This window comes from Streptomyces sp. 5K101, from assembly GCF_046506645.1.
Lineage (GTDB): Bacteria > Actinomycetota > Actinomycetes > Streptomycetales > Streptomycetaceae > Streptomyces.
The window spans coordinates 1-22477 of the sequence record NZ_JBKFFO010000035.1 but is presented as its reverse complement, the minus strand read 5'-3'; the positions used below and the strand labels follow the sequence as shown (position 1 = coordinate 22477).

The following is a 22477-nucleotide window of genomic DNA, read 5'->3' as shown; positions in this document are numbered from 1 at the left end:
GAATCGAGCCCACTCAGACCCGGTTCACCTGGGAAAACATCTGGTGCTGAGAACAGGTCGGAAGCCCTTTGGTTCCGTGATTCATCTCACAACGTGGACTGTTGCACCCTCGCCCACCCTCCCGGATGATCACCCTGGGGTGCGCCGGGGGGCTCGATCTCGACTGGATCGTCAGATCGCCACCCGGCCGTAAGACCAACTGAGTATGGGGGAATTCTGCATGTCTACGGCCCTTACTGTTCACAGTCGGGAACTTGCCGAGCAGGGGTACACGCTACTCGAGGGGATCACCACGGACGAGGAGGCAGCCGCCGCGGTCGGCGTCTTCGGTGATCTGGTCCCGCAGTACGACGGCTCGCTGCGCTACCAGGTGAAGGCCGCCCCCGGATTCGAGGAGCGCCGCTACTCCAAGAGCGTCAACACGATCCTGGTGCACACCGAGGCACCAGGCTGGAACCCGCCGCCCACCTACCTGGCCCTGCACTGCCGGGTCCAGGCCACCTGCGGCAGCGGCCACACCGAACTCGCCGACATGCGGCAGTTCGTCGCCTCGCTGCCCGAGCGCGACCGGGCCGCGCTCTACGAGCGGGCCATCGACTGGATCGGCCACAACACCGGAGGCGTCGGCACTGAAGGCGTGCGCCGCCCGGTCGTCGAGGTCACCGATGGCGGCCAGGAGGTCCTGCGCTTCAGCTACAACCTGCTGACCACCGGCCAGTACGACCCGCCGGTCGACGCCTCCGTCGACGCCGACCAGCTGCCGCTCGGCAGCTTCGGCATCCACCTCGCGGAGCAGGCCGAGGCCTTCTTCCGGGAGAACCGTGTCTCGGTGCTCATCCCGGAGAACCACGTCCTGGTCTGGGACAACCAGCGCATGGTGCACGCGCGTTCCGCCTACACGGACAAGCGGCGCCACCTCACCCGCTACTGGATCGCCGCCCAGCGCTGACCCATACCACCGCCGACGCCCAGCGCTGACCCGCACCGGCCGCCGGCCGACCGCGCGCCGTCGCGCCCGCAGTGAGCCGTACAGGCCCTGCGGCCCGCGCCGCCACGGCAGCGGCTGTCACCAGTCCACCGACATTGACACCACGTGAGGCCCAGAACCATGGCTGACGACCGGATCGAACCGGTTCAGGACGAAGAGTTCCCCACCGGACTGCCGGAGGAGCTCCGGGGACTGCCCGAGGGCGTGCCCCGCCACAACCCGAACGACCAGATCGAGAGCGCCGTCATCCGCCGCCTGGTCGGCAACTGGCAGCGCCGCGCCACCGTCAAGCGCGACGAGCCGAACCTCGACGAGCTCTTCGAGCTCGACCGGCCGGACTACCCCGAGCAGATCCTGCCCTTCCGCGACCACCCCACGTTCCAGGCGCTGGACCCGGAGAAGAAGACCCAGCTGCTCAGCTGGGCCTGGATCGCATACAACCGGCACACCATCATGGCCGAGCAGAAGGTGGCCAACCCCGCCTTCGCCCTGGTCATGGAGGGCGAGTACCCCGAGCTCCAGGACGAGGCGCTCAACATCTCGCTGGCCCAGGCCATGGTCGACGAGCAGTACCACACGCTGATGCACCTCAACGCCAGCGCCGTCACCCGACGCAAGCGCGGCTGGGCCATGCCCGACCACGAGCTGCCGATCTCCCACACGGCGCGCGAGCACCTGCGGCTGCGCGAGAGCGCGGGCGAGCGCTGGGAGGCCTCGCTGACCACCCTCGCCTTCGCGACGGTCTCCGAGATCTCCATCAACGCCTACCTGGACCTGCTCGCCGACGACCCGGACATCCAGCCGATCAACAGCAGCACGGCCAAACTGCACAACCGGGACGAGTACTGCCACGCCTCGATCTCCGCCGTGCTGGCCGAGGTCGTCCACGACCGCCTCGACGAGAAGAAGCAGCGCTTCTTCCGCGACATGCTCTTCGAGGGCCTGGAGGCCTTCGTCGCCACCGACTACACGACGTGGCACCGGATCATGGACCTCGTCGGCGTCGAGGGCGGCCACGAGATGCTCCAGGACTGCCAGGCCGAGCAGAGCCGCAGCCGCCTCGTCCGCGACTACACCGGCCTGCACACCCTGATCGAGCGCATGGGCGTCCAGGACCTCGTCGAGTTCGACTGGTCCAAGTCCCACGTCGCGCGCTGAGCGGCAATCGAGAAGCCTAGTGAAGCACTACGCGAACGAGCGCCTGGCGCAGCTCGCGCGGGACCGCGGCATGCCGAACGAGTACGTCCGCGACCTGCGCGTGGTCTCCAGCGTCCTGCCGTTCAAGGTCAACGAGTATGTGGTCGACGAGCTGATCGACTGGTCAGCGGCGCCCGACGACCCGATCTTCCGGCTCACTTTCCCGCACCGCGACATGCTGCCCGCGCCCGTCTTCGACCGGATGGCGGCGATGCTGGACGCCGGGGCGCCGCGCGCCGAGCTGCGCGAGGCCGCCACCGCCGCCCAGCGGGACCTCAACCCGCACCCGGGCGGCCAGCTCGAGGCGAACGTGCCCACCCTCGACGGCCGCCGTCTCGACGGACTCCAGCACAAGTACGCCGAAACGGTGCTGGTATTCCCCTCCCAGGGGCAGACCTGCCACTCGTACTGCGGCTACTGCTTCCGCTGGGCGCAGTTCGTCAGCCAGGAGGAGCTGCGCCAGGCGCTGCGCGACCCGGCGGACCTCATGGGCTACCTGTCCCAGCACCCCGAGGTCACCGACGTGCTGTTCACCGGCGGCGACCCGATGATCATGCGGACCGACGTGGTACGCCGCTGGGTCGAGCCGCTGCTGGCGCAGACCCCGTCGGTGCGCACCCTGCGGTTCGGCACCAAGGCACTGTCGTACTGGCCGCAGCGGTTCACCACAAGCCCGGACGCGGAAGACCTGCTGCGGCTGCTCGAACAGTGCGTCGCACAGGGCCGGCACGTGGCCCTCATGGCGCACTTCTCGCACCCGCGGGAGCTGGAGACGGACCAGGTGCGCAAGGCGATCGCCCGGATCCGCGCCACCGGCGCCGAGGTACGGGCGCAGGCCCCGCTGGTCGCGCACGTCAACGACGACCCGGCCGCCTGGTCGCGGATGTGGCAGCTCCAGGTCGAACTGGGCGTCATCCCCTACTACATGTTCGTGGAGCGCGACACCGGGGCGAGCAGCTACTTCGGCCTGCCCCTCGCCCGCGCCCTCGAAATCTACCGCGAGGCCGTCTGCGGCGTCTCCGGCCTGGCCCGGACCGCCCGCGGCCCGGTGATGTCGGCCGCACCCGGCAAGGTCATGCTGCACGGCACCACGGAGGTGGCGGGCGAGAAGGCGTTCGTCCTCAGCTTCCTCCAGGCCCGCCGGCCCGATTGGGTCGGGCGGCCGTTCTTCGCGGCGTACGACGAGCACGCTCAGTGGTACGACGAGCTCAAGCCGGTCTCCTTCGGCACGACTCTGCCGGCGTACACGGGGGAGCAGTGGTGAGGCTCCACGTCCACGAGATCCGCCTCACGGACCACGACATCTGGCGCAGCGCCCGCGAGGCGATCCCGGTGCAGCCGGGCGTGCTCGTCGAGCTGACGGCGGGCGGCCGTTCCGGCTTCGGCGAGGCCTCGGCCTTCATGACCGACCGCTACAACTCCTCGCTCGACGCGCTGCACGCCTCGCTGCGCTCCGTCGCCGGCGCCCTGCAGGAGCTGCCGGCCGACGACCCCAAGGGCGCCTGGTCGGTGCTGGCCCCGCTGCTGGCCGACTCGCCGTTCGCACTGGCCGCGCTGGACGTGGCTGCGCACGACCTGGCGGCCCGGCTGGCCGGCGTACCGCTGTGGCGACGGCTGGGCGCCGACGAGCCCGGGGAACTGCACTCCAGCTACAGCATCGGTCTCGACGAGCCCGATGTGATGGTGCGCAAGCTCCTTGAGCGGCCGCGCTGGCCCGCGTACAAGGTCAAGCTGGCCGCCCCCGGCGACCTGCACATCCTGAAGGCGCTGCGGGAACACACCGACGCGCCGTTCTTCGTCGACGGGAACTGCGGCTGGGAGCCGGCCGCAACGGCCGCCGCGCTGGGCGCCATGGCCGAGCTCGGTGTGACGCTCCTTGAGCAGCCCTTCCCCCGCGAGTCGTGGGCGGCGGCCAAGGCGCTCAAGGAGATCTCCCCGATCCCGGTCTACGCCGACGAGAGCATCACCGGGCCGCATGATCTTGACGCCTGCGCCGAGGCGTTCCACGGCGTGAACCTCAAGCTCATGAAGGCCGGCGGCATCACGCCGGCCCTGCGGATGTTGCGCGCGGCACGGGCCGTTGGTCTCGGCACCATGCTCGGCTGCATGCCGGAGTCCAGCGCGGGCGTCTCCGCGACGGCCCACCTGGGCCCGTTCGTCGATCACCTCGACGCCGACAGCATCGCGCTCCTGGCGGTGGACACCGGCACCGGCATCCTGCTGGACGACGCGGGCCGCATCACGCTGCCTTGGGCGCCCGGCACGGGCTTCGTGCCCGAGTATCGAGGACCGGCCTTCACCGTGCGTCCTGCGGCGGCCGGCCAGGCCGGCTGGGACGGCGACGAGCTGTCCGTGCACCGCGACGGCACGGCCCTGGCCTCGGTACGGATCCGGCGTCGGCCGCTGCCCGACCGGGCACCGGCGGACACGGTCCGGCAGCTCGACGTGCTGCCCACGCCGTCCGCCGCCCCGGCGACTGCCGAGGAACTGGCGGCGCTCGTCCGCGGAGCGGTGACGCGCGCGGTCGCCGACGGAGCGGACACCGTCTGGCTCCGGACCGGACACGACGGCGCCCGGGAAGCCTGCCGCACGACCGGCTTCCACGCCCTGCCGGCTACCGCCGGACATGACGGCGGCAGCGCTTATGACGGCGACGGCCCCGACGGCGGCAGCGATCTCGACGGCGACCGGCCCGGCGATGACACCCTCCCGGACGGCCACGGCCCGTCCTCCCTCATGATCTGGAAGGCGAACCGGCCCGCATGACCCACGTGCACGACGTGCAGTACCCCGCAGCCACCGGGGAATCCGGCAGCGCGGCCCCGGCCGCGCCCCTGCTCCCGGCCGCCACGGCCGTGGCCCTGGCCGAGACGGCCCTGGCCCGCGCCGGCCTGTCCGCCGAGGACGCCGGGGAGGTGGCGCAGGCCCTGACCGAGACGTCACTACGCGGCATCGACACCCATGGCCTGCGGCTGCTGCCGCAGTACCTCGACGAGTTGGCCGACGCGATCGCTACCGCCCGTCCGGAGATCCGTACCGTCCGGGACAGCGGCGCGGCCGTGATGCTCGACGCCGACGGGGCGCTGGGCGTGGTGGCCGGCCTGGCCGCCGCCCGGATCGCAGCCGAGCGGGCCCGCAGCCACGGCGTGGCCGCGGTCGGCGTCCGCAACTCCAACCACTTCGGCGCGGCCTCCGTCTACAGCCGATACCTGGCCCAGGAGGGCCTGGTCGGCATCGTCACCACCTCCGCCGCCTCGCGGGTCGCCCCCTTCTCCGGGACCGAACCGCTCTACGGCACCAACCCGCTGAGCTTCGCCGCCGCCGTCGAGGGCGACGAGTTCGCCCTCGACATGGCGACGAGCCAGGTCTGCTTCGGCGAGATCAAGGAGCGCCGCAAGCACGGCCGGGCGCTGGACCCCGGCTGGGCGACCGACGCCGAGGGCCGCCCGGCCACCGACCCTGAGCAGGCGTACGCGCTCTCGCCGCTGGGCGGCTACAAGGGGCAGGGCCTGGCCATGGTGGCCACCCTGCTCGGCGCAGTGCTGACAGGTTCGCCGGCCGACTGGGAGCTGGAGCACATCGGCGCGTCCACCCCCGGCCGCAGCCGCGGCATCGGCCACCTGATCGTCTGCCTGGACCCGGCTGCCTTCGTCGGCCGGCAGGACTTCGCAACGGGGCTCGCCGCCATGCTCGACACCACCCGCAGCACCCGGCCCGGCGCCGACGCCGAGCAGCCCGTCCAGGTGCCCGGCGACCCGCAGCGGCGGATCGCCGCCCAGCGCATGGAACTGGGCATTCCACTGGACCCGCACACCGCTTCGGCGTTCGCGGCGCTCGCCGCAGAGCAGGGCGTGGCCTGGGCGGACGTGTTGGCGTGATCCTCGTCCTGCTCAGCCCGCGCAACGCGGGCCTGCCGTTCGCCGAGTGGCTGCGCGAGAAGTCGGGCCGGCTGCTGGCCGTCACCGCGGAGGGCGTGGACCCCGGGCCCGGCTTCGCCGATGTCGAGCGGGTCCCGGACTACACCGACGACGACGCCCTCCTGGACGCCGCCCGGCAGATGGCCGGCCGGCACGCAGTCACGCGCGTACTGGCCCTGGCCGAGGTGGACGTGGAGCGGGCCGCAACGCTGCGCGCCGAACTCGGTCTGCCCGGCCAGCTCCCCGAAAGCGCCCGCGCGTACCGCGACAAGGTGCTGATGAAGGAACTCGCGGCGGAGGGCGGGGTGGCGGTGCCGCCGTTCGCGGCGGTCGCCTCCGCGGCCGGCGTCGAGGCATTCATGGCCGCCCACCCGGGCCCGGTCGTGGTCAAGCCGCGCGGCGGATCCGGTTCCACCGGCGTCGCGGTGCTGCACGACCCGGCGCAGATCCCGGAGCTGGCTGACCGGTTGACCGCCGGGGACCACGAGGTCGAGGGGTACGTCACCGGCCGCATGTGTCATGTGGACGCACTGCACGTCGGCGGGGAGCCGGTGGTGTGCGTGCCGTCCGTCTACACCGACGGCGGCTGCCTGTCGCACTGGACCGACTCCGGCAACGGCAGCTGGACGCTGCCCGCCGACGACCCGCTGTACGAGCGGCTGGTCGCGGAGACCTGGAAGCTGGTCGGTGCGCTGCCCGCCGCCCCCGCGCTCTTCGTGCATGCCGAGTTCTTCGTGACGGACGCCGGCGGGATCGTGCTCTGCGAGATCGCCAGCCGGGTGGGCGGCACCCCGATCCCGGCCATGCTGGAGGCCCTGCTCGGGCTGGACCCGCGGCACCTGTGGGCCAGGCTCGAGTGCGGGCTGCCGGTGGACCTGGACGCCGTACGCACACACGCCGCCACCGCGCCGCTGATGGCCAACTTCGGCCTGCCGCCGCGCGAAGGGCGTATCGTCCGGCTGCCCGCCGAAGCACCGGCCGGGACACGGGAGTTCACCGTCCTCGCCCGGATCGGCGAGGACTGGGGCGGCGCGCGGTACGCGGGCCGCAAGTCCGGCGACTTCATCGCGACCTGGCTGGTCGAGGCGCAGGACGCCGGGGAACTGCTCGCTCTCCTCGACAAGACGGGCGCGGCGGCGGAAGCAGCGTTCGGCTGGGAACCGGCAGGCGCCGAGCCGGACCTCCCGGCCGCGGAAGCCGGATACGGCCGGGAACCCGCAGGCGCCGAGCCGGAGGAGGCCTCCCGGTGAGCGATCTGACCGCAGAGGTCCTGCACCCCGACCGGCGCCCCACCGCCGCCGAGTTGCCGGCCCTCGCCGCGCCGGTGGTGATCTGGGAGGACGACCGCTGGTGGCGCTTCACCGAGCGCACCGACCTGCACGAGGTCCGCTACCTCGCCGTACGCGAGGCCGGTGAGCTGGTGGCCCTCGCCCCCCTGCTCGTCACCCGCGACGGCGGCGGGCTGCTCTTCTACGACACCCCGAAGATGACGGGCGAGCTCAATGCCTTCGGCGCCCCAGAGCTGCTGGACCCGGCCGATCGGGCGCGCTGGGACGAGCTGGGCGGCAGCCTGGCCGAGGCCCGCCGCGCCCAGTACCCCTCCGTGGCACTGGGCATGTTCGGCTCGCACCACGGCATCGTGCACGCCACCGGCCGCGACACGGCCGGCCGGGCGCGGGTCCTCGCCGTGCTGCCACGCCTCCTGGACGAGGCCGCGGCCGAGCTCGGATGCCGCAGCAGCTCCCTGCTGTACGCCACCGACGAGCAGGCTGCCGTTCTCGGCCCGGCGGCGGAGGCCCGCGGCCACGTCCCGGCCGTGCTCGGCGCCGAGTCCGTCCTGCGACTCCACGCGCCGGACTGGGACACGTACCTGGCAGGCCTGGCCAGCCGCAAGCGCAGGCGTGCCCACCGGGAGCTGGGCGAGTACGCGGATGCCGGCTTCCGCACCGTGGTCCGCGAGGGACCGGAGGCGCTCTCGGACTCGATCGTCGACCTCCAGGTCGCCCTGCGCGCCAAGTACGGGCTGCCCGGCGGACGGCCCCGCGTCCAGCGGGACTTCGACGCCATACGCGAGACGGTCGGCGACAGCTGCGTCGTCCTGAGCGCCGTACGCGATGGCGAGACCCTCGGCTTCGTCCTGTACCTGCGGGCCGGCCGGGCCCTGTACGGGCGGACGGCGGGCTTCGACGACGACCGGGCCAAGGGCGTCTACTTCGCCCTCACCTACCACGAGACGATCCGCTGGGCACTGGCCCACGGCGTGCGCGAGATCTGGTACGGCCTCGCCGCCTATGACGCGAAGAAGCTGCGCGGCTGCGACCTCGAAGCGCGGCACGGCTGGTTCCGCTTCACCGGCGAGGGCCGCGCCGACCTCGAGGAGACCGTACGCCTGCAAGGGGCGAGCGAGCGCGACCGGCTGCTCGGCCTCGGGCAGGACAGCACCACCTCACAAGGAGACTGAGCAGACATGCCACTGACCCCGACCCCGTTCATCTGGATGGACGGCGAGCTGGTCCCCTGGGACGACGCGAAGGTGCACGTGCTCACGCCGAGCCTGCACTACGGATGGGGCGTCTACGAGGGCATCCGCGCCTACGCCACGGACTCCGGCCCGGCTGTGTTCCGGCTGCGCGAGCACATCGAGCGGCTGCGCGACTCGGCGCGCGTGTACCTGATGGAACTACCCTGGACCGATGAAGAGCTGATCGCCGCGGTGCTCGAACTGGTCCGGATCAACGGCCACGAATCCTGCTACATCCGCCCCATCGCATACCTGGGCTACGGCGAGATGGGCGTAGCGCCGCAGCTGGACGCGGTGAAGATGTCGATCGCGGTGTGGCCCTGGGGCTCGTACCTCGGCGACAAGGCCGAGGCGGAGGGCTGCCGGCTGATCGTCAGCAACTGGCAGCGCAACTCCCACCAGACGGTGCCGCCGCTCGCCAAGGCCACCGGCGCGTACGTCAACAGCGCGCTCGCTAAGGTGGGCGCGCTGCGTGCCGGATACGACGACGCGCTGATGCTGACCGCGACCGGGCACATCGCGGAGGCCTCGGCCGCCAACCTGTTCCTGGTGCGCGACGGCGCCCTGGTCACGCCGCCCGTCAGCGACGGGATCCTGCCCGGCATCACCCGTGACAGCGTCATCACCATGGCCCGCGACCTGGGCCTGCAGGTGAAGGAGCGGAGCATCCCGCGCAGCGAGGTCTACATCGCGGACGAGGCGTTCCTGACCGGGACCGCCGCCGAGATCGTGCCGGTGGCCTCGGTGGACGAGCGCCCGCTGGGTGCGGGCGGCGTCGGCCCGGTGACCAAGCAGCTGCGCGACCTCTTCCGTGACGTGGTCGGCGGCCGCCACGACGGGTACGCGCGCTGGCTGGAGCGGGCGTGAGCTCAGTGGAGGCGACCGGGGAAGCGGGTGCGGCCGCCGCGGCCGCCTCGCTGGAGAACGCCACGCGGCGGCTGCGGACGGTACTGGACGCACCAGAGGCGGGCGAGGCCGGTCCGGCCGGTGTCTCTGCCTGGCGGGCCGCGCTGGACGAGGAGCTGTGCGACCGGCTGATCGACCTCGCCGCCGCCAGGGCCTGGGCCGCAGATCAGGCGGCCGAGCAGGACCCGGCGGCCGACGTACTGCGCGGGTGCGCGCTGTGGGCCGTGGAGACGGACACCGCACGCGTCCTGGCCATGACCGGAACGGACCGGTCCGCGACGGACGCCGACGTGCCGGACGGCACCGCACGCGCCGCCGTGGCGACGCACGGCCAGGTGGCGGCCCTGGTCACCGCGCTGGCCGCGGCCGAGGTGTACGACGGGGTGCGCGATCGGCTGCGTACCGCGCTGGGCCCGTGCCCGGCCGGACGGGCGGCCGCCGCCTGGGAGATCGCCGAGTCGGCGCTGTCGGGCCTGGGCACCACGCGAGACGAGTGGGTCGGGGCCGACCCGGCGCACACCGCCGCCGGCGGCTGGGTGCTGGTGGACCGTATCGGCCGGCTTGCGCTGGCCGTGGCTCTGCTGTCGGCCGCCCCGGCGTACCCGGACGAACAGGCCGAGACCTGCGTCAACGCGGCCCGCCGGTACACCTGGAACCACCTGCGCCAGCCGCCCCCGGAGGCCGCCACAGCCGTCCACGTACTGCGCACCGCCGAACTGGTCGACTGGATCGCCGGATCCGCGTCCGCGGAACGGAGAGGGGTATGAGCGAGCAGCCGAGCGGCACGAAGGAGGAGGAACAGCGCGCGGCCCGCCGGATCGCGGGCCTGCTGCAGGCCATCCTGCCCAAGACACCCGCAGGACGCCGGCTGGCGGCCGGCGCCGCGGTCGACTCGGTCGGCTCGGGCATGTTCTTGGCCGCCTCCACCCTGTACTTCGTCACGGTCGTCGGCCTGCCCGCCACCCGGGTCGGCCTGGTGCTGTCCGTCGCCGCGGTGGCCGGGCTGCTCAGCCCCGTGCCGCTCGGCCGGCTGGCCGACCGAGTGGGTCCGATACGGGTGTACGTCGCCCTGCTGACGCTGCGCGGCCTCGGCTACGCCGGATTCGCGTTGATCGACGACTTCTGGCCGTACGCCGTGCTCACCTGCGTACTCACCGCCCTGGACCGGGGCTGCTCACCCCTCCAGCAGGTTGTCGTGGGCATCGTCGAGGGCGAGCAGCACCAGACCCGGACGATGGCCTCCATCCGCTCGGTGCGCAACATCGGCCTGACCGCGGGCTTCCTGCTCGCGGGCGCGGTACTCGCGATCCAGGAACGGGCGGCGTTCGTCGCGCTGTTCCTGGCGAACGCCGCGACCTTCTGGGTGATCGCCGCCGTGGTGGAGCAACTGCGCCGCCGGGCCGCGGCCGTGCCTCTGGCAGCCCCCGCACCACAGGCGGATGCCGCCGAGCCCGCCCCCACCAAGCCTCAGCCCACGACGGTCCGCAGCCCCTTCCGGAGCCTGCGGTTCATGCTCTTCACCGTCTCCAACGGCGTGCTGTCACTGCACGACTCGGTGCTCTTCGTACTCCTGCCGCTGTGGCTGACCACAGCCACCGACGCACCGTCCTCGGCGGTCTCGGTGCTGCTCGCGGTCAACACCGTGCTGACCGTGCTGCTCCAGGTGTACGTGGCCCGGTTCGCCAAGACCACCGCGGGCGCTCTGAGACTCGTACCCGTCGCCCTCGTCCCGCTGCTGGTCTCGTGCGCGGCGTTCGCCGGCGCCGAGCACGTCCCGGTGTGGCCCGCCGCGGCCTGCGCGGTACTCGCCGTGGTGCTGCTGACGGTGGGCGAGAACCTGCACTCGGTCGCCGTGTGGAACCTGTCGTACGAGCTGTCGCCCGCGCCGGCCCGATCCCGCTACCTGGCCGCCTTCAGCCTGGGGATGACCGGCCAGCAGATCGTCGGCCCGGTCCTGATGACGGGCGTGCTGCTGCCGCTGGGCACGGCGGGCTGGGCCGTGCTCGCCGCGGTGTTCGCGCTGGCCGCCGTGGTGGTACGGGCCACCGGCGCACCCCGTGCGACGCCCGCCCCAGCGCTCTCTTCCCCTTCCAGTCCTCCCACCGAGGTGACCCCATGACAGAACACGTGCTGATCGTCGGCGGCGGCAGGGAAATCCCCGGCCTGATCCGCGACGCGGGCGGCCCGGACGTCGTCACGACCATCCTGTGCCGGATGGACTTCGTCCCCAAGATCCGCAAGGCCGGGCAACACGACCGCGTGCTGGCCCTGCGCAGCGACGCCCCCGACGCGGAGTGGATCGCGCTGGCCACCGCCGTCCACGAGAGGCAGCCCTTCACCCGCGTGGGCACCTTCGGCGAGCGGGACCAGGACCGGGCCGCGGCGGTCGCCGCCGCCCTCGGCCTGCCCTGCCACTCGCCACAGACCATCGCCTATGTCCACGACAAGGACGCGATGCGCCGTCGGCTGACGGAACTCGGCGTGGACGAGACCCCGGGCGGGCGGGTCGCCGACGTGGCCGAACTGCGGGCCTTCCTGGCGCAGCACGGCACTCCGTGCGTGGTCAAGCCGGTGCAGGGAGCGGGCAGCTTCGGCGTTTCCGTGGTCCGCAGCGCCGACGAGGCGGAGGCGGCCTTCGCCCGCGCCGCGGCAGACTTCGAGGTCATCCCGGACGCGGGCGTGCTGGTGGAGCGCTTCCACGAGGGGCCGCAGTTCAGCGTCGAGGCCTTCTCCGAGGACGGCGAGCACGAGATCCTCGCCGTGACGCGGAAGTTCTCCGACCCGGTGGGCTTCGTCGAGCTCGGCCACGTCTTGCCCGCCGAACTGTCCCCCGAGCAGACCGACGCGGTGCACGGGTACGTGCGGCGGCTGCTCGACGCCCTCGACATCGCGTACGGCGTCACCCACACCGAGGTCGTGCTGACCGCAGCCGGACCCCGGGTCATCGAGACCCACGTCCGACTCGCCGGCGACGAGATCCCGTACCTGGTGCACGACGTCACCGGAGTCGACCTGGTGGACTGCGTGGTGCGCCAGACGCTGGGACAGCCGGTGCTGGCGGACATCCGCAAGACGCTGGCAGACCCGTCGGTGGACCGCAGCCCGGAGGCGATCTGGTTCGCCGTCCCACAGGCGCGCGGCACCCTCACGCGGATCGGCGGCCTGGACGAAGCCGCCACCCGGCCTGGCGTGGTGGCCGCCGAGGCCCTGCTCGGCGCCGGCGACGTGCTGGGGGACCTGGACAGCTCAGAGTCCCGGGCGGCCTTCGTACGCGCCCGGGGCGCGGACGCGGCCGAGGCCGTGGAGCGCGCCCGGCAGGCCGTGGCGGCGCTGGAGTTCGAGGTCACGGTGTCCGGTGACGGCGCGGCCGGCGGCGCGGGGGACTGGATCTGACATGACGGCGGCACAGGAACTCTCCAGCTCGGCGAGCGCCGGCATCCGCGCGTCGGGGGAGCTGGCCGAACTGGCGCGCAAGGTCCTGCCGAGGGCCGCGTACGAGTTCTACGCTGCCGGGTCGGACGAGGAAATAAGCGTGGGCGAGGCGGCAACCGCCTGGCGCGGCCGGCGGCTGCTGCCACGGGTGCTTCGCGACGTCTCGTCCATCGAAACGGGCGTCGACCTGCTGGGGACCAGGCTCGCGTCGCCGGTGCTCGCCGGCCCGACAGCCTTTCACCGCATGGCGCACGACGAGGGCGAGACGGCCACGGCGGCGGGCGTCGCCGCGGCCGGCTCGCTGCTCGTGCTCTCCTCCCGCGCGACCCGCCACCCGGAGGACGTCGCCGCGGTGGCCGGGCCCTGGTGGTACCAGGTGTACTGGCTGCGGGACGCTGAGATCACCCGCCGCCAGGTCGCTCGGGCGGTCGCCGCCGGCGCGCGGGCCTTGGTGCTGACGGTCGACGCCCCGTACTTGCCGCCCCGGTCGACTTCGGGACTGCCGCTGCCCCTACCCGAGGACGACGAGCTGTGCCGCTCGGTGGGCATCGGCACCCGGCTGCCCGGCTGGGAACAGGACCCTTCGCTGGGCCTGGACGCCATCGGCCGGCTGCACCGGATGTCCGGGCTTCCCGTCCTGGTCAAGGGGGTATTGCGGGCCGACGACGCCAGGGCATGCGTGGCCGCGGGCGCGGCCGGGTTGATCGTCTCCAACCACGGCGGCCGGCAGCTGGACCGTGCGGTCTCCTCCGCAGACGCCCTCCCCGCCGTTGCGGCGGCGGTGGGCACCGAGGTCCCGGTCCTCGTCGACGGCGGCATCCGCACCGGCACCGACGTGCTGGTAGCCCTCGCCCTGGGCGCCCGGGCCGTCCTGCTGGGCCGCCCCGTCATCTGGTCCCTGGCCCTCGGCGGCGCCGTGGGCGTCACCACCCTCCTGGACTCGTACCGCGCCCAACTCACCACGTCCATGGCCCTCACCGGCTGCGCCCGGCTCGCGGACATCGACGGGGAGTTGCTGTTTGGAGGGCCCTGACTCGCTCTGCACATGACCGTACCGATCGGCCGCGACGCAGGCTGCGCGGCCGACAGTGGCCACCCATGAACGGTCACCCCGGTCGGCGTGCTGAGCTGATGCCCCGACTCGGAGGACGACCGGAGGCACCCCGCCCTGGCCGAGCACCTGACCAGCGTCGCCATCACTCCCACGCTGCTCCAGGCCACGGCCCGGCTCGTTCGCCATCTGCCCGATCTGCCTCTGGGAAGACGACGTGCAACAGTTCCGCTGGCCGTTCATGCCGGGCGGCGCCAACCGCATCTCGCTTGTCGAGGCTCAGCTTGACGTTTAAGGTCCGGCGTCAAACGCGGCTCGAACTTGACCAGTGTTTTCGCAATTCAGCGGACGTGGAAAGGGCCTTCGTCTGATCCTGTGCTCGGTCACAGAGGCAGAGGAATCAACACGAAGGCCGTGGTCGTGAGTCTGGGGTATCAGGGCGTCCTGCGGGATGCGTTCGCGGAAGTGTCATGCTTCCGGACGGAGTTGTACTCGTGCCTGACCTCTCGGGCCGATGCACTGTTCGAGTTGTACGACGCGTTGTTGTGCACGGACGGGCCGGTGCGGACGCTGGTGGACCTGGCGCTCGCGCCGGAACACCACCGAGGCCACGGGGCTCTCTATGGCGGCCTCAACCAGGGACGAATCGACTGCGCCCGGCTGCGTCGTGCGCTGGCCTCGATCCCGTTACCCAGAACGGTCTGTGCCGCCCGTAGGCCCGCAAACTCCTGAAGGCCGCACCGACCCCGACCCGGCCCGCGCGACTGATCGACAGGATCGCTGGTGGCCCTATTGAACGCTGACGTACACAGAGTCCGGCCACGGCTCGAGGAGCCCTGCCCACGGGTCGTGGTCGCCATGCGTGATGTCCTCCCCAACCGCACCGGCGAAATCGTTCGGGTCCCGTCGCGGCTCGGGGTAGCGGGGAAGTGTCCTGGCCCCAGGCGGCGAGTCGGTCGATGGCGTACCAGCGGTAGGGAGTGTCCCGGGGCGGCCAGTTCGTGGACTACGTCAGTCAGGGCGGGGACGTGGTGGGTCAGCACCGGGTCGGCGAGCAGAGGCAGGATCGTCACCGAGAAACGGGTGCACCGCGTCCTAGAGGGCTGGGCGGGTCGCAAGGAAGGCGTCGATGTCTTCCTGCCTGCCGGGCGGCCACTCCGGTGCATAGTCCGTGTCCTGGGCGGTGCCCCCGAGCCAGTCAAGCAGAAGCACCCGCAGTGACATCTCGCGGCCCCGTCTCCCCTGTTTCAGGGTCTGTTGCCACTCGGCGGCGAGCCGGGCCGCCGACTCGCCGTCCCCGTAGCGCCGCAGGATCTCCTCGACCGGTGCACGGTCACGACGAGGGGGGCGTCGGCCGGGCCGTGGTGCCTGGCTCACCCTCGCCTCCTGCACCAGGACGGGGATCGGCTCGGTGAGCGGCCCCGTCGTCCTTCGTGATGGCGGGGCCGCCTCTTCTTGTGTAGGTCACGCTGGGCCAGCAGTTGCTCGTCGTACCAGCCCTTGACAGTGACCAGCGTGGTAACGGGGCCCGCGCGGTGGATGGCGGGTATGGGTGTGTTTTCAGCCACACCCTTCCCTGATGGCTGATTCCCGCGCATGCTGTGCGGCCCCCGCCCGGTCACGTCGGCCATGGGCTGCCCTCCCGGCTCCTCACTGGAGGGCAGCCCATGCCCGCCACCGGATGCGACACGGCCCCGCCCACCGCCCTCGCGGCCGCCGTGAACGTCATCGGGTGACAGCACTGCGCCAAGCGCCCGCCGTACTCGCGACGAATCCACAGACGTAAAGGCTCAGGCGTTGTACTTGGCGAAGATGCGGGTACCGGCCGTCGCCGACACGATCATCAGGCCGACCACCACAGCCAGCCCCGTCAGCACGGTATGTGAGCCGTACTGGCCGGCGAAGAATCCGCGCATGGCATCCACCGCGTACCGCAAGGGGTTGGCGGAGCCAACGGCTTTCAGCCAATCGGGGGCGTATGAGAGGGGCAGGAGGATGCCGGACAGCAGCATGAGCGGCAGGGCGATGGCGTTGAGGACGGGCGCGAAGAGCCACTCCGACGTCAGCTTCAGCGCCAACGCGTAGGAGAGGAAGGCGAGGCTGATCCCGACGAACATCATCATGGCGATGGCAGCCAGGACGCCCCCTAGGGGGGCACGCAGGCCGAACAGCAGGGCGATGAGGACGATGACGACCGACTGGATGAACAGGGCCAGCACGTCCCAGAGCACCCGCCCCAGCAGCAGCCCGAGCCGACTCGCCGGGGTTACCCGAAGCCGCTCCAGATAGCCGGAGCGGACATCGGGGATCAGGCCGAACCCGGCGTATCCGGTGGCGAACAGGCCGAGTTGGACGAGCAGGCCAGGAATGTAGACCTGCCAGGCGGACGCGCCGCTCTCCGGCAGCATTTTGACCAGGACCGGGCCGAACAGGGCCATGTAGACGAATGGTTGGACGAGGCCGATGAGGAGTCCCATCCTCTTCTGCGCCGCGGCTGAGGCCTCGTCCCGGAAGACGATTCCCGCGTCTCGGATCGTGTGCATCATGGGGCTCCCCTCAGGCGTGGACGGCGTCCGCGCCCTGCTGCGGACGGCGGTCGGTCATGGTCATGAAGACGTCGTCGAGCGAGGGCTTCGCCAACCGCAGGGACTCCGCCCGGATGTACGCGGACTCCAGCTCGCGCAGCAGGTCGGCGAGGATGCGCTCGGCGCCTCGGCAACTGACCGACAGTGCGGTGCCGTCCACCGACACCCCATGGACCTCGGGGTGGGCGCCGATCAGGTCGGCGGCTCGTGCCGCGTCGCCGTCGACCTCGATCTCGATGGTGTCGTGGGCGATGGCGGCCTTCAGGTTCTGCGGGCTGTCCTCGGCGATGATGCGGCCCTTGTCGATGATCAGGACCCGGTCGCAGAGGTTGTCCGTCTCGTCCAGGTAGTGGGTGCTGAGGAAGACGGTGGTGCCGTGCTCGTCGCGCAGGCGGCGGATGTGTTCCCAGACGCCGTTGCGGCTCTCGGGGTCGAGGTTCGCGGTGGGCTCGTCGAGGAAGAGCAGCTTGGGTTCGTGCACCAGACCGAGTGCCATGTCGACGCGGCGGCGCTGGCCGCCCGAGAGGGTCTGGATGACACGGTTCGCCAGCTCTTCCAACCCGAGCTGCGCGATCACTTGGTCGGCGCGGGCTTCGGCCTCGGGGCGGGACATCCCGTAGAGGCGGGCCTGCAGGACGATGTCCCTGCGGACCGGGGAGCTGGGCTTGGATCCACCTGCCTGGGAGACGTAGCCGATGTGCATGCGGACCTTCGCCGCCTCCTGGAGCAGATCGCATCCAGCGATGGTGGCCGTGCCTGAGCTGGGGCCGAGCAGAGTGGTGAGCATGCGCATGGTGGTCGTCTTGCCGGCACCATTGGGGCCGAGGAAGCCGACGATCTCCCCCGAGTTCACGGTGAAGTCGACTCCGGCCACCGCCTCGACGCGGCCCTGCTTGGTGTGGAAAGTCTTGGCCAGCCCCTTGGCCTGGATCATGGGTAACGCCTCCCGTGACGGATCGTGTAGGGCACGCTCGTGCGGTGCGGGTGGTGCGGTCATGCCTGCAGTCCTTCGCGTTCTTCCTGCTCTTCCTGGTCGGTCCACACCTGACGGCCGTCTTTGGTGGTGAGTGCAGGCCAGGTGAGGGTGCCGTCTTGGATCTCGCCGACGATCCGGCGGGCCCAGTTCCGTTCGGCTTCGGCCATGGTCAGGGCGTATTCGAGTTCGATCACGAACAGCCGTGGCGTTTGCTGGCCCAGAACCTCGGCCTGCGCCTGGCGGGCCTGGTCGATCTCCTCGTCCAGCCGGGCGATGCGTTCCCGTAGGGCCAGGACCGCGCGTTCGGGCCCCAGGGCACCGAGGTAGCTCACCGCGGCGAGGAAGCTGGGGTATTCCTTCACCGGGGTGCGGACGAGTTCGTCCAGCCAGCTCATGAACTCCTTGCGGCCCAGCTCGGTATGGGCGTACACCTTGCGCTCCGGCCGGCGTCCGGCGCGCTCGGTGCTGTGTTCGGCGATCCAGCCGGCACGGACGAGCGATTCGACGACGTCGTAGAGCGAACCGGTCTTGATCTTGAAGCTGGTGTCCTTGTCGCGTTCCCGAAGGGTCGTGGCCATCTCGTACGGATGCATCGGCTGCTCCAGCAGCAGTCCGAGGACTGCGAGCCCGAGCAGGTTGGAGACCGGCCGTTTGCGCGCCGCCATCTTTCAACCTCCCTTAGTCGGATCCGACTATACGGCATCGACTGGTGTGTCGATCGACCGATGCATCGGCTGACGGTCAAGCCGTGATGGACTGCGAGTGGAGCCCCGGCAGATACTCCGCCGTAGGGCCGGAGTCCGGTCGGAGGGCGTCCGGACGGCCGCAGTGCAGGACCGTGCCGCCGGCCTCTCCGCTGCCCGGGCCCATGTCGATCAGCCAGTCCGCTGCGGCGGCCAGGTGCAGGTCGTGCTCGGCGAGTACGACGGTGTTGCCCGCAGCGAGGAGCACGTCGAACGCGTCGACGAGAACCTGGACGTCCGCCGGATGCAGACCAGTGACCGGTTCGTCCAGCACCACTGTGCGACATCCCGTGAGTTCCCCTGAGCCCTGCTGAGTCCCCAACCCTGTGGCCAGGGGGTTCTTCCTCCTTCGTGTGCTCTGCGGTTCTGTGACGTAACTTCGGGATTCTTGAAGCGTTCTCACTTCGTCCGACCGATCCGCAGTCGGACCGAAGGCGAGGAGGCTCGGGTTGGCGGCGCTGGCAGTCGTACGAGACCTGCGTGAGCACTGGACGCCTGCGTCGGCGGAGGAGCTGGAGCGGTTCGAGACCGATGTGCTGTCCGGGTTCGTTCTCGCACGGGTGCCTCGGCGGGCCTGGCGGATGGCACTATCCGCGGGGACGTCGGGCACCTGGAGCAGATCAGAACCTGGTTCGGCCGCCCCCGTTGTGGGACATGGAGCCAGCCGACGCTGACGCGTACTTCGGGAAGGTGCTGCGGAACTCGCCGAGCGGCACCCGACTGGCCCGGTCCCAGGCGCTGACTACGTACTTCATGTTCCTGGAGCTGCGGCACAAGGTCGAACTCCACCGGATGACCGGCCGGGTCATCGAGTGCCCGATCGACGAGATGAACCGGCCGCGTGGGGCCAAGGACGCCCAGTTGCGGATGCCACCGACCGAGCCGGAGGTCGGGATCCTGTTCACCGGCTGGGGCGGGGAGCTGGCGACCTGCCGCAAGTTCGCCCCGACCGCCCGGAACTACACCGCGGCGAAGCTGATGTCGCAGGTCGGCCTGCGGGTCAGCGAGGCGTGCAAGCTGGATCTGGCCGACATCAAGTGGAACCTGGGTCGCTTCGGCAAGCTCCACGTCCGCCACGGCAAGGGTGCCCGCGGCTCGGGTCCGCGCGAGCGGATGGTCCCGCTGATCAACGGCGCCGACCGCACGCTGCGGTGGTTCATCGAGGACGTGTGGGGCCAGTTCGACGACGAGCACACCCGCCCGGGCGCCCCGCTGTTCCCCTCCGAGCGCAAGAACGCCGACGGCTCCTCACGCCGGGTCGGCGACGACGCCCTGCGCCGCGGGCTCAAGGCTGGGGCCAAAGCGCATCTGCCGGGATGGGGCGAGCGGCTGACGCCGCATGTCCTGCGGCATTTCTGCGCGTCCCAACTCTACGAGAACGGACTGGACTTGCTCGCAATTCAGGAGGTTTTGGGGCATTCATGGATTGCGACGACGATGCGATACGTCCACGTCCAGCAGACCCGGGTCGAGGACGCCTGGGTCGCCGGGACCGAGCGAGCCGCGAAGCGGCTGGAAGGGCTGATCCGATGAGGTGGAACTTGCGGCTGACGGCCGCGAACAAGGGTGTCTGGAAGGCGTCCGAGCTCCAACGAAGCCTTGCCGAGCACGGGTTGGTGATCTCGGCGGGGAAGATGTCCGGGCTGTGGTCTGGCCAACCGGTGCCCCTCAAGCTGGAGGACCTGGACGTCATCTGCGTCGTCCTCGGCTGCGAGATCGGCGACCTGCTGGTCCCCGAGCCGGACAAGGTCCGCCGTCCCGGCGAGGAGACCGGCCAGCAGGCCGCCGCCGCGTCCGGTCCCGCCCCGGCGGTGGTCCCGCGCCGTCGGGACGGCCGATCGCTTCCCCCGATGTGACCCATGGGCCCGAGTTTCTGCCCGGAATGCCTCGCCTGGGGACGGTTCTTCGAGCCACGTTGCTCGACGTGTTCCTCGTTTGCCAGCCGCTGGAAGGTGGGCGAGTGCGCCGGCTGCACACGCGGAGTGCCTTTGCGGGAGGAGTACTGCCGTCTGTGCTGGGTCCAGGCGAGAACGGAGGCTGCCGCGACCGGCGACAGACCGGAGGTTTTGCTGCCTCGTCTGCGTCACCAGCAGTTGTTCTTCTACGGCCTGACGGCGCTCTGGGAGCGCCAGCCCAAGCAGACCGTGGTGAAGTACGGCCGCCGAGGCCGTCCCCGGCGACCCGATCCGGCTCCGGCTTTGCCGCCGTCCTTGTGCTGGCTCCAGCCCGCCTTGTGCGCCGTCCGCCCGGACTTCACGCGGTCGTCGGCAAGCACGGCCCTTCCCTGCGGCAACCCGTGGCTGGCCTGGGGTCGTCACACTGCCCACCGGCTCGGTGAGGCACGAGGCTGGCCTCGCAAAACCCGGCTGAACGTCGATCAAGCCCTTGTCATGCTGCTGTCCGGCCACGCGGACGGCGACGTGATCCGGTACTCCGAGATAGCCCCCGTGTTGCGGGCCCGCGGCCTGAGCACCGTCCGCACGACGGAAGTCCTCGACCGCATCGGCGTCCTCCTCGACGACCGGCCCACGTCTTTCGATCTGTGGCTTGAACGGAAGCTCGACGGCCTCGCGGCCGGGATCCGACGGGACGTCGAAGGATGGGCTCGGACCCTGCACGACGGAGGGCCCCGGTCCCGGGCCCGGCATCACGCAACGGTCTGGAACTACCTCAACCGGATCCGACCGGTGCTGAGCGACTGGTCCAGCTGCTACGACCACCTGCGCGAAGTGAAGCGCGACGACGTGATCGCGCACCTCGACACCGTCCACGGCTCTCCACGCCAGCACACCATCGTCGCGCTGCGATCGTTGTTCCGGTGGGCGAAGAAGAACGGCACCATCTTCAAGAACCCGACCGCCTTCATCCGCGTCGGCCAGCGCGAAGAAGGCGTCGTCCAGCCCCAACCCGAGTACACCAGCGGTTCCGTCGCCGCCGTCACCAACCCGCCGACCGGCTGATCCTCGTACTCGCCGCAGTCCACGCGGCACGGCCTGGCGCTATACGCCGCCTCCAGCTCGACGATCTCGACATCGGCAACCGCCGGCTGACGATCGACGGCCGCACCCGCCCACTGGACGACCTCACCCTTCAACTCGCCTGCGAATGGCTGGAGTTCCGACGCAGCCGCTGGCCCGACACTGCCAACTTGCACCTGCTGATCAACAAGCAGACCGCCCTGGGGACCGACCCCATCGGCAAGAGCTCCGTCGCCGGCCCGGCGCTGCACGGCCAGACCGCGACGCTCGAACGACTCCGCATGGACCGTCAGCTCGAAGAGGCGCTCGTCCACGGTCCCGACCCGCTCCACCTTGCCGAGGTCTTCGGACTCAGCGAGAAAGCCGCAATCCGCTACGCGAACTCTGCCCGCGCTCTCCTGGAACGGCCCCTGGAAACCGACCCGCAACTCCGCCCCGAACCCACGGGTCCACCCCCTAACATCAGGGCATCGGACCCTCGGGTTCCTGCCGAAGTACCTTCAGTTTTCGCGAACTCGCGGGGCTCAAGGGGTGTGAAACTGGCGACCTCGCGTAATCGACTGACGCCTATTCCTTGGTCATTGAGGCGCTGGTGTCACCGTGTGTGGTCGCCGGGGGCATAGTGGCGCCAGGTTCCTCCTGCCTCGGCGGCGAGCTGGGCGGTGGTGTCGTCGTGGTAGCCGAGCATGCGGGCAATCACGGGTGCGGGGGCCTGGAGAACGAGGTGGCGGATGGCCTGAGGGGCCACGAAGTTTCCGGACAGGGACCCAATAAGGTTGTCCTGAACAGGAAAACGAGGAAGAAGTGGCGCCACCCAGTAAGTACTCGCCGGAGTTCCGCGAGGAAGCCGTCCAGATCGCGTTGAGGTCGAGCAAAACGATCTCCGCAGTCGCCCGGGAGCTTGAGCGGAATCCGGAGACGCTACGCGGCTGGGTCAAGAAGTACCAGAAGCAGCAGGAACCGGCTCCCGACGCGGAACTGACGGTGAACGAGCGGGCGCGCCTGAAGGAACTCGAACGACGCAACCGCGAGCTGGAGATGGAAGTTACCTTCCTGAAAAAGCCGCAGCGTACTTCGCGAAGGATCCCCGGTAGCAAGCAAGTACGAGTTCATCGACGAGATGCGGCTCGACACCGAGGAGTACGCGTACAGCGTCGAGTTCATGTGCGGCCGACTCGGCGTA

The 22477-nt window shown here is 70.8% G+C and carries 22 protein-coding genes and 2 pseudogenes; 18 read left to right on the top strand and 6 right to left on the bottom strand.

All coding sequences use genetic code 11. The features are described 5' to 3' along the window. The first annotated feature begins 220 nt into the window (after positions 1–220). The 14 genes and pseudogenes from ACLB9X_RS32845 to ACLB9X_RS32780 all read left to right on the top strand — a co-directional run. Positions 221–949, top strand: a complete 729-nt coding sequence (locus ACLB9X_RS32845) for a TauD/TfdA family dioxygenase (protein ID WP_410364085.1) — start codon at positions 221–223, stop codon at positions 947–949. Positions 950–1108: 159 nt separating this feature from the next. Further along, positions 1109–2146 (top strand): AurF N-oxygenase family protein, encoded by a 1038-nt coding sequence (locus ACLB9X_RS32840; protein WP_410364084.1) that lies wholly within the window; start codon positions 1109–1111, stop codon positions 2144–2146. A gap of 19 nt (positions 2147–2165) precedes the next feature. Continuing rightward, entirely contained in the window at positions 2166–3449 is a 1284-nt protein-coding gene (locus ACLB9X_RS32835) for a KamA family radical SAM protein (protein ID WP_410364083.1), read from the top strand. After that, on the top strand, positions 3446–4951 hold the full coding sequence (locus tag ACLB9X_RS32830) for a dipeptide epimerase (RefSeq protein ID WP_410364082.1): 1506 nt from the start codon (positions 3446–3448) through the stop codon (positions 4949–4951). The genes ACLB9X_RS32835 and ACLB9X_RS32830 overlap by 4 nt, the downstream gene beginning before the upstream one ends. Continuing rightward, complete coding sequence (locus ACLB9X_RS32825; RefSeq protein ID WP_410364081.1) at positions 4948–6063, top strand: Ldh family oxidoreductase; 1116 nt, start codon at positions 4948–4950, stop codon at positions 6061–6063. The genes ACLB9X_RS32830 and ACLB9X_RS32825 overlap by 4 nt, the downstream gene beginning before the upstream one ends. After that, the gene (locus ACLB9X_RS32820; protein ID WP_410364080.1) at positions 6060–7352 is read left to right on the top strand and encodes an acetyl-CoA carboxylase biotin carboxylase subunit family protein; all 1293 of its coding nucleotides are present in this window, start codon (positions 6060–6062) and stop codon (positions 7350–7352) included. The genes ACLB9X_RS32825 and ACLB9X_RS32820 overlap by 4 nt, the downstream gene beginning before the upstream one ends. Beyond that, positions 7349–8563 carry a GNAT family N-acetyltransferase gene (locus tag ACLB9X_RS32815; RefSeq protein WP_410364079.1) on the top strand — a complete coding sequence of 405 codons (1215 nt, stop codon included), beginning with the start codon at positions 7349–7351 and terminating at the stop codon, positions 8561–8563. Before ACLB9X_RS32820 ends, ACLB9X_RS32815 begins: the two co-directional genes overlap by 4 nt. 6 nt (positions 8564–8569) lie before the next feature. Then, entirely contained in the window at positions 8570–9490 is a 921-nt protein-coding gene (locus ACLB9X_RS32810) for a branched-chain amino acid transaminase (RefSeq protein ID WP_410364078.1), read from the top strand. Next, positions 9487–10296 carry a hypothetical protein gene (locus ACLB9X_RS32805; RefSeq protein ID WP_410364077.1) on the top strand — a complete coding sequence of 270 codons (810 nt, stop codon included), beginning with the start codon at positions 9487–9489 and terminating at the stop codon, positions 10294–10296. The genes ACLB9X_RS32810 and ACLB9X_RS32805 overlap by 4 nt, the downstream gene beginning before the upstream one ends. Next, positions 10293–11648 carry an MFS transporter gene (locus ACLB9X_RS32800; protein ID WP_410364076.1) on the top strand — a complete coding sequence of 452 codons (1356 nt, stop codon included), beginning with the start codon at positions 10293–10295 and terminating at the stop codon, positions 11646–11648. The genes ACLB9X_RS32805 and ACLB9X_RS32800 overlap by 4 nt, the downstream gene beginning before the upstream one ends. Beyond that, a complete protein-coding gene (locus tag ACLB9X_RS32795) occupies positions 11645–12922 on the top strand; it encodes an ATP-grasp domain-containing protein (protein ID WP_410364075.1) in 1278 nt (425 codons plus the stop codon). Before ACLB9X_RS32800 ends, ACLB9X_RS32795 begins: the two co-directional genes overlap by 4 nt. Position 12923: 1 nt before the next feature. Continuing rightward, positions 12924–13994 carry an alpha-hydroxy acid oxidase gene (locus ACLB9X_RS32790; RefSeq protein ID WP_410364074.1) on the top strand — a complete coding sequence of 357 codons (1071 nt, stop codon included), beginning with the start codon at positions 12924–12926 and terminating at the stop codon, positions 13992–13994. Positions 13995–14193: 199 nt separating this feature from the next. Beyond that, positions 14194–14307, top strand: a pseudogene (locus ACLB9X_RS32785) (CPCC family cysteine-rich protein); the annotation flags it as partial. 149 nt (positions 14308–14456) lie between these two features. Continuing rightward, a pseudogene (locus tag ACLB9X_RS32780) lies at positions 14457–14708 on the top strand (transposase); the annotation flags it as partial. 399 nt (positions 14709–15107) lie between these two features. Here the strand turns inward: ACLB9X_RS32780 and ACLB9X_RS32775 are convergent. From ACLB9X_RS32775 to ACLB9X_RS32755, 5 genes are all read right to left on the bottom strand, one after another. Further along, a complete protein-coding gene (locus ACLB9X_RS32775; RefSeq protein ID WP_410364073.1) occupies positions 15108–15389 on the bottom strand; it encodes a hypothetical protein in 282 nt (93 codons plus the stop codon). Between the two features lie 413 nt (positions 15390–15802). Next, the gene (locus tag ACLB9X_RS32770) at positions 15803–16558 is read right to left on the bottom strand and encodes an ABC transporter permease (protein WP_410364072.1); all 756 of its coding nucleotides are present in this window, start codon (positions 16556–16558) and stop codon (positions 15803–15805) included. Between the two features lie 10 nt (positions 16559–16568). Further along, positions 16569–17531, bottom strand: coding sequence for an ATP-binding cassette domain-containing protein (locus tag ACLB9X_RS32765; protein ID WP_410364071.1), 963 nt, complete (start codon positions 17529–17531; stop codon positions 16569–16571). Positions 17532–17590: 59 nt separating this feature from the next. Then, complete coding sequence (locus ACLB9X_RS32760; protein ID WP_410364070.1) at positions 17591–18238, bottom strand: PadR family transcriptional regulator; 648 nt, start codon at positions 18236–18238, stop codon at positions 17591–17593. A gap of 76 nt (positions 18239–18314) precedes the next feature. Continuing rightward, positions 18315–18593 carry a hypothetical protein gene (locus ACLB9X_RS32755; protein WP_410364069.1) on the bottom strand — a complete coding sequence of 93 codons (279 nt, stop codon included), beginning with the start codon at positions 18591–18593 and terminating at the stop codon, positions 18315–18317. 377 nt (positions 18594–18970) lie between these two features. Here ACLB9X_RS32755 and ACLB9X_RS32750 point away from each other — a divergent pair, with 377 nt between their 5' ends. From ACLB9X_RS32750 to ACLB9X_RS32740, 3 genes are all read left to right on the top strand, one after another. Then, positions 18971–19849 carry a tyrosine-type recombinase/integrase gene (locus ACLB9X_RS32750; RefSeq protein ID WP_410364068.1) on the top strand — a complete coding sequence of 293 codons (879 nt, stop codon included), beginning with the start codon at positions 18971–18973 and terminating at the stop codon, positions 19847–19849. Further along, entirely contained in the window at positions 19846–20172 is a 327-nt protein-coding gene (locus ACLB9X_RS32745; RefSeq protein WP_410364067.1) for a helix-turn-helix domain-containing protein, read from the top strand. Before ACLB9X_RS32750 ends, ACLB9X_RS32745 begins: the two co-directional genes overlap by 4 nt. Before the next feature lie 534 nt (positions 20173–20706). Further along, complete coding sequence (locus tag ACLB9X_RS32740; protein ID WP_410364066.1) at positions 20707–21276, top strand: hypothetical protein; 570 nt, start codon at positions 20707–20709, stop codon at positions 21274–21276. Positions 21277–21889: 613 nt separating this feature from the next. On the opposite strand, the gene ACLB9X_RS32735 is transcribed toward ACLB9X_RS32740, so the two are convergent. Then, the gene (locus ACLB9X_RS32735) at positions 21890–22042 is read right to left on the bottom strand and encodes a hypothetical protein (RefSeq protein WP_410364065.1); all 153 of its coding nucleotides are present in this window, start codon (positions 22040–22042) and stop codon (positions 21890–21892) included. Between the two features lie 56 nt (positions 22043–22098). Between ACLB9X_RS32735 and ACLB9X_RS32730 the strand changes: the two genes are divergently transcribed. Then, positions 22099–22477 (top strand): transposase (locus ACLB9X_RS32730; RefSeq protein WP_410364064.1); only part of this gene is annotated, 379 nt, incomplete at its 3' end.

Coding starts and splice junctions, on each gene's coding strand:
- ACLB9X_RS32760 (WP_410364070.1), bottom strand. CDS start 18,238: ATGGCGGCGCGCAAACGGCCGGTCTCCAACCTGCTCGGGCTCGCAGTC.
- ACLB9X_RS32740 (WP_410364066.1), top strand. CDS start 20,707: ATGCTGCTGTCCGGCCACGCGGACGGCGACGTGATCCGGTACTCCGAG.
- ACLB9X_RS32810 (WP_410364078.1), top strand. CDS start 8,570: ATGCCACTGACCCCGACCCCGTTCATCTGGATGGACGGCGAGCTGGTC.
- ACLB9X_RS32840 (WP_410364084.1), top strand. CDS start 1,109: ATGGCTGACGACCGGATCGAACCGGTTCAGGACGAAGAGTTCCCCACC.
- ACLB9X_RS32790 (WP_410364074.1), top strand. CDS start 12,924: ATGACGGCGGCACAGGAACTCTCCAGCTCGGCGAGCGCCGGCATCCGC.
- ACLB9X_RS32770 (WP_410364072.1), bottom strand. CDS start 16,558: ATGATGCACACGATCCGAGACGCGGGAATCGTCTTCCGGGACGAGGCC.
- ACLB9X_RS32745 (WP_410364067.1), top strand. CDS start 19,846: ATGAGGTGGAACTTGCGGCTGACGGCCGCGAACAAGGGTGTCTGGAAG.
- ACLB9X_RS32825 (WP_410364081.1), top strand. CDS start 4,948: ATGACCCACGTGCACGACGTGCAGTACCCCGCAGCCACCGGGGAATCC.
- ACLB9X_RS32800 (WP_410364076.1), top strand. CDS start 10,293: ATGAGCGAGCAGCCGAGCGGCACGAAGGAGGAGGAACAGCGCGCGGCC.
- ACLB9X_RS32765 (WP_410364071.1), bottom strand. CDS start 17,531: ATGATCCAGGCCAAGGGGCTGGCCAAGACTTTCCACACCAAGCAGGGC.
- ACLB9X_RS32795 (WP_410364075.1), top strand. CDS start 11,645: ATGACAGAACACGTGCTGATCGTCGGCGGCGGCAGGGAAATCCCCGGC.
- ACLB9X_RS32845 (WP_410364085.1), top strand. CDS start 221: ATGTCTACGGCCCTTACTGTTCACAGTCGGGAACTTGCCGAGCAGGGG.
- ACLB9X_RS32750 (WP_410364068.1), top strand. CDS start 18,971: ATGGAGCCAGCCGACGCTGACGCGTACTTCGGGAAGGTGCTGCGGAAC.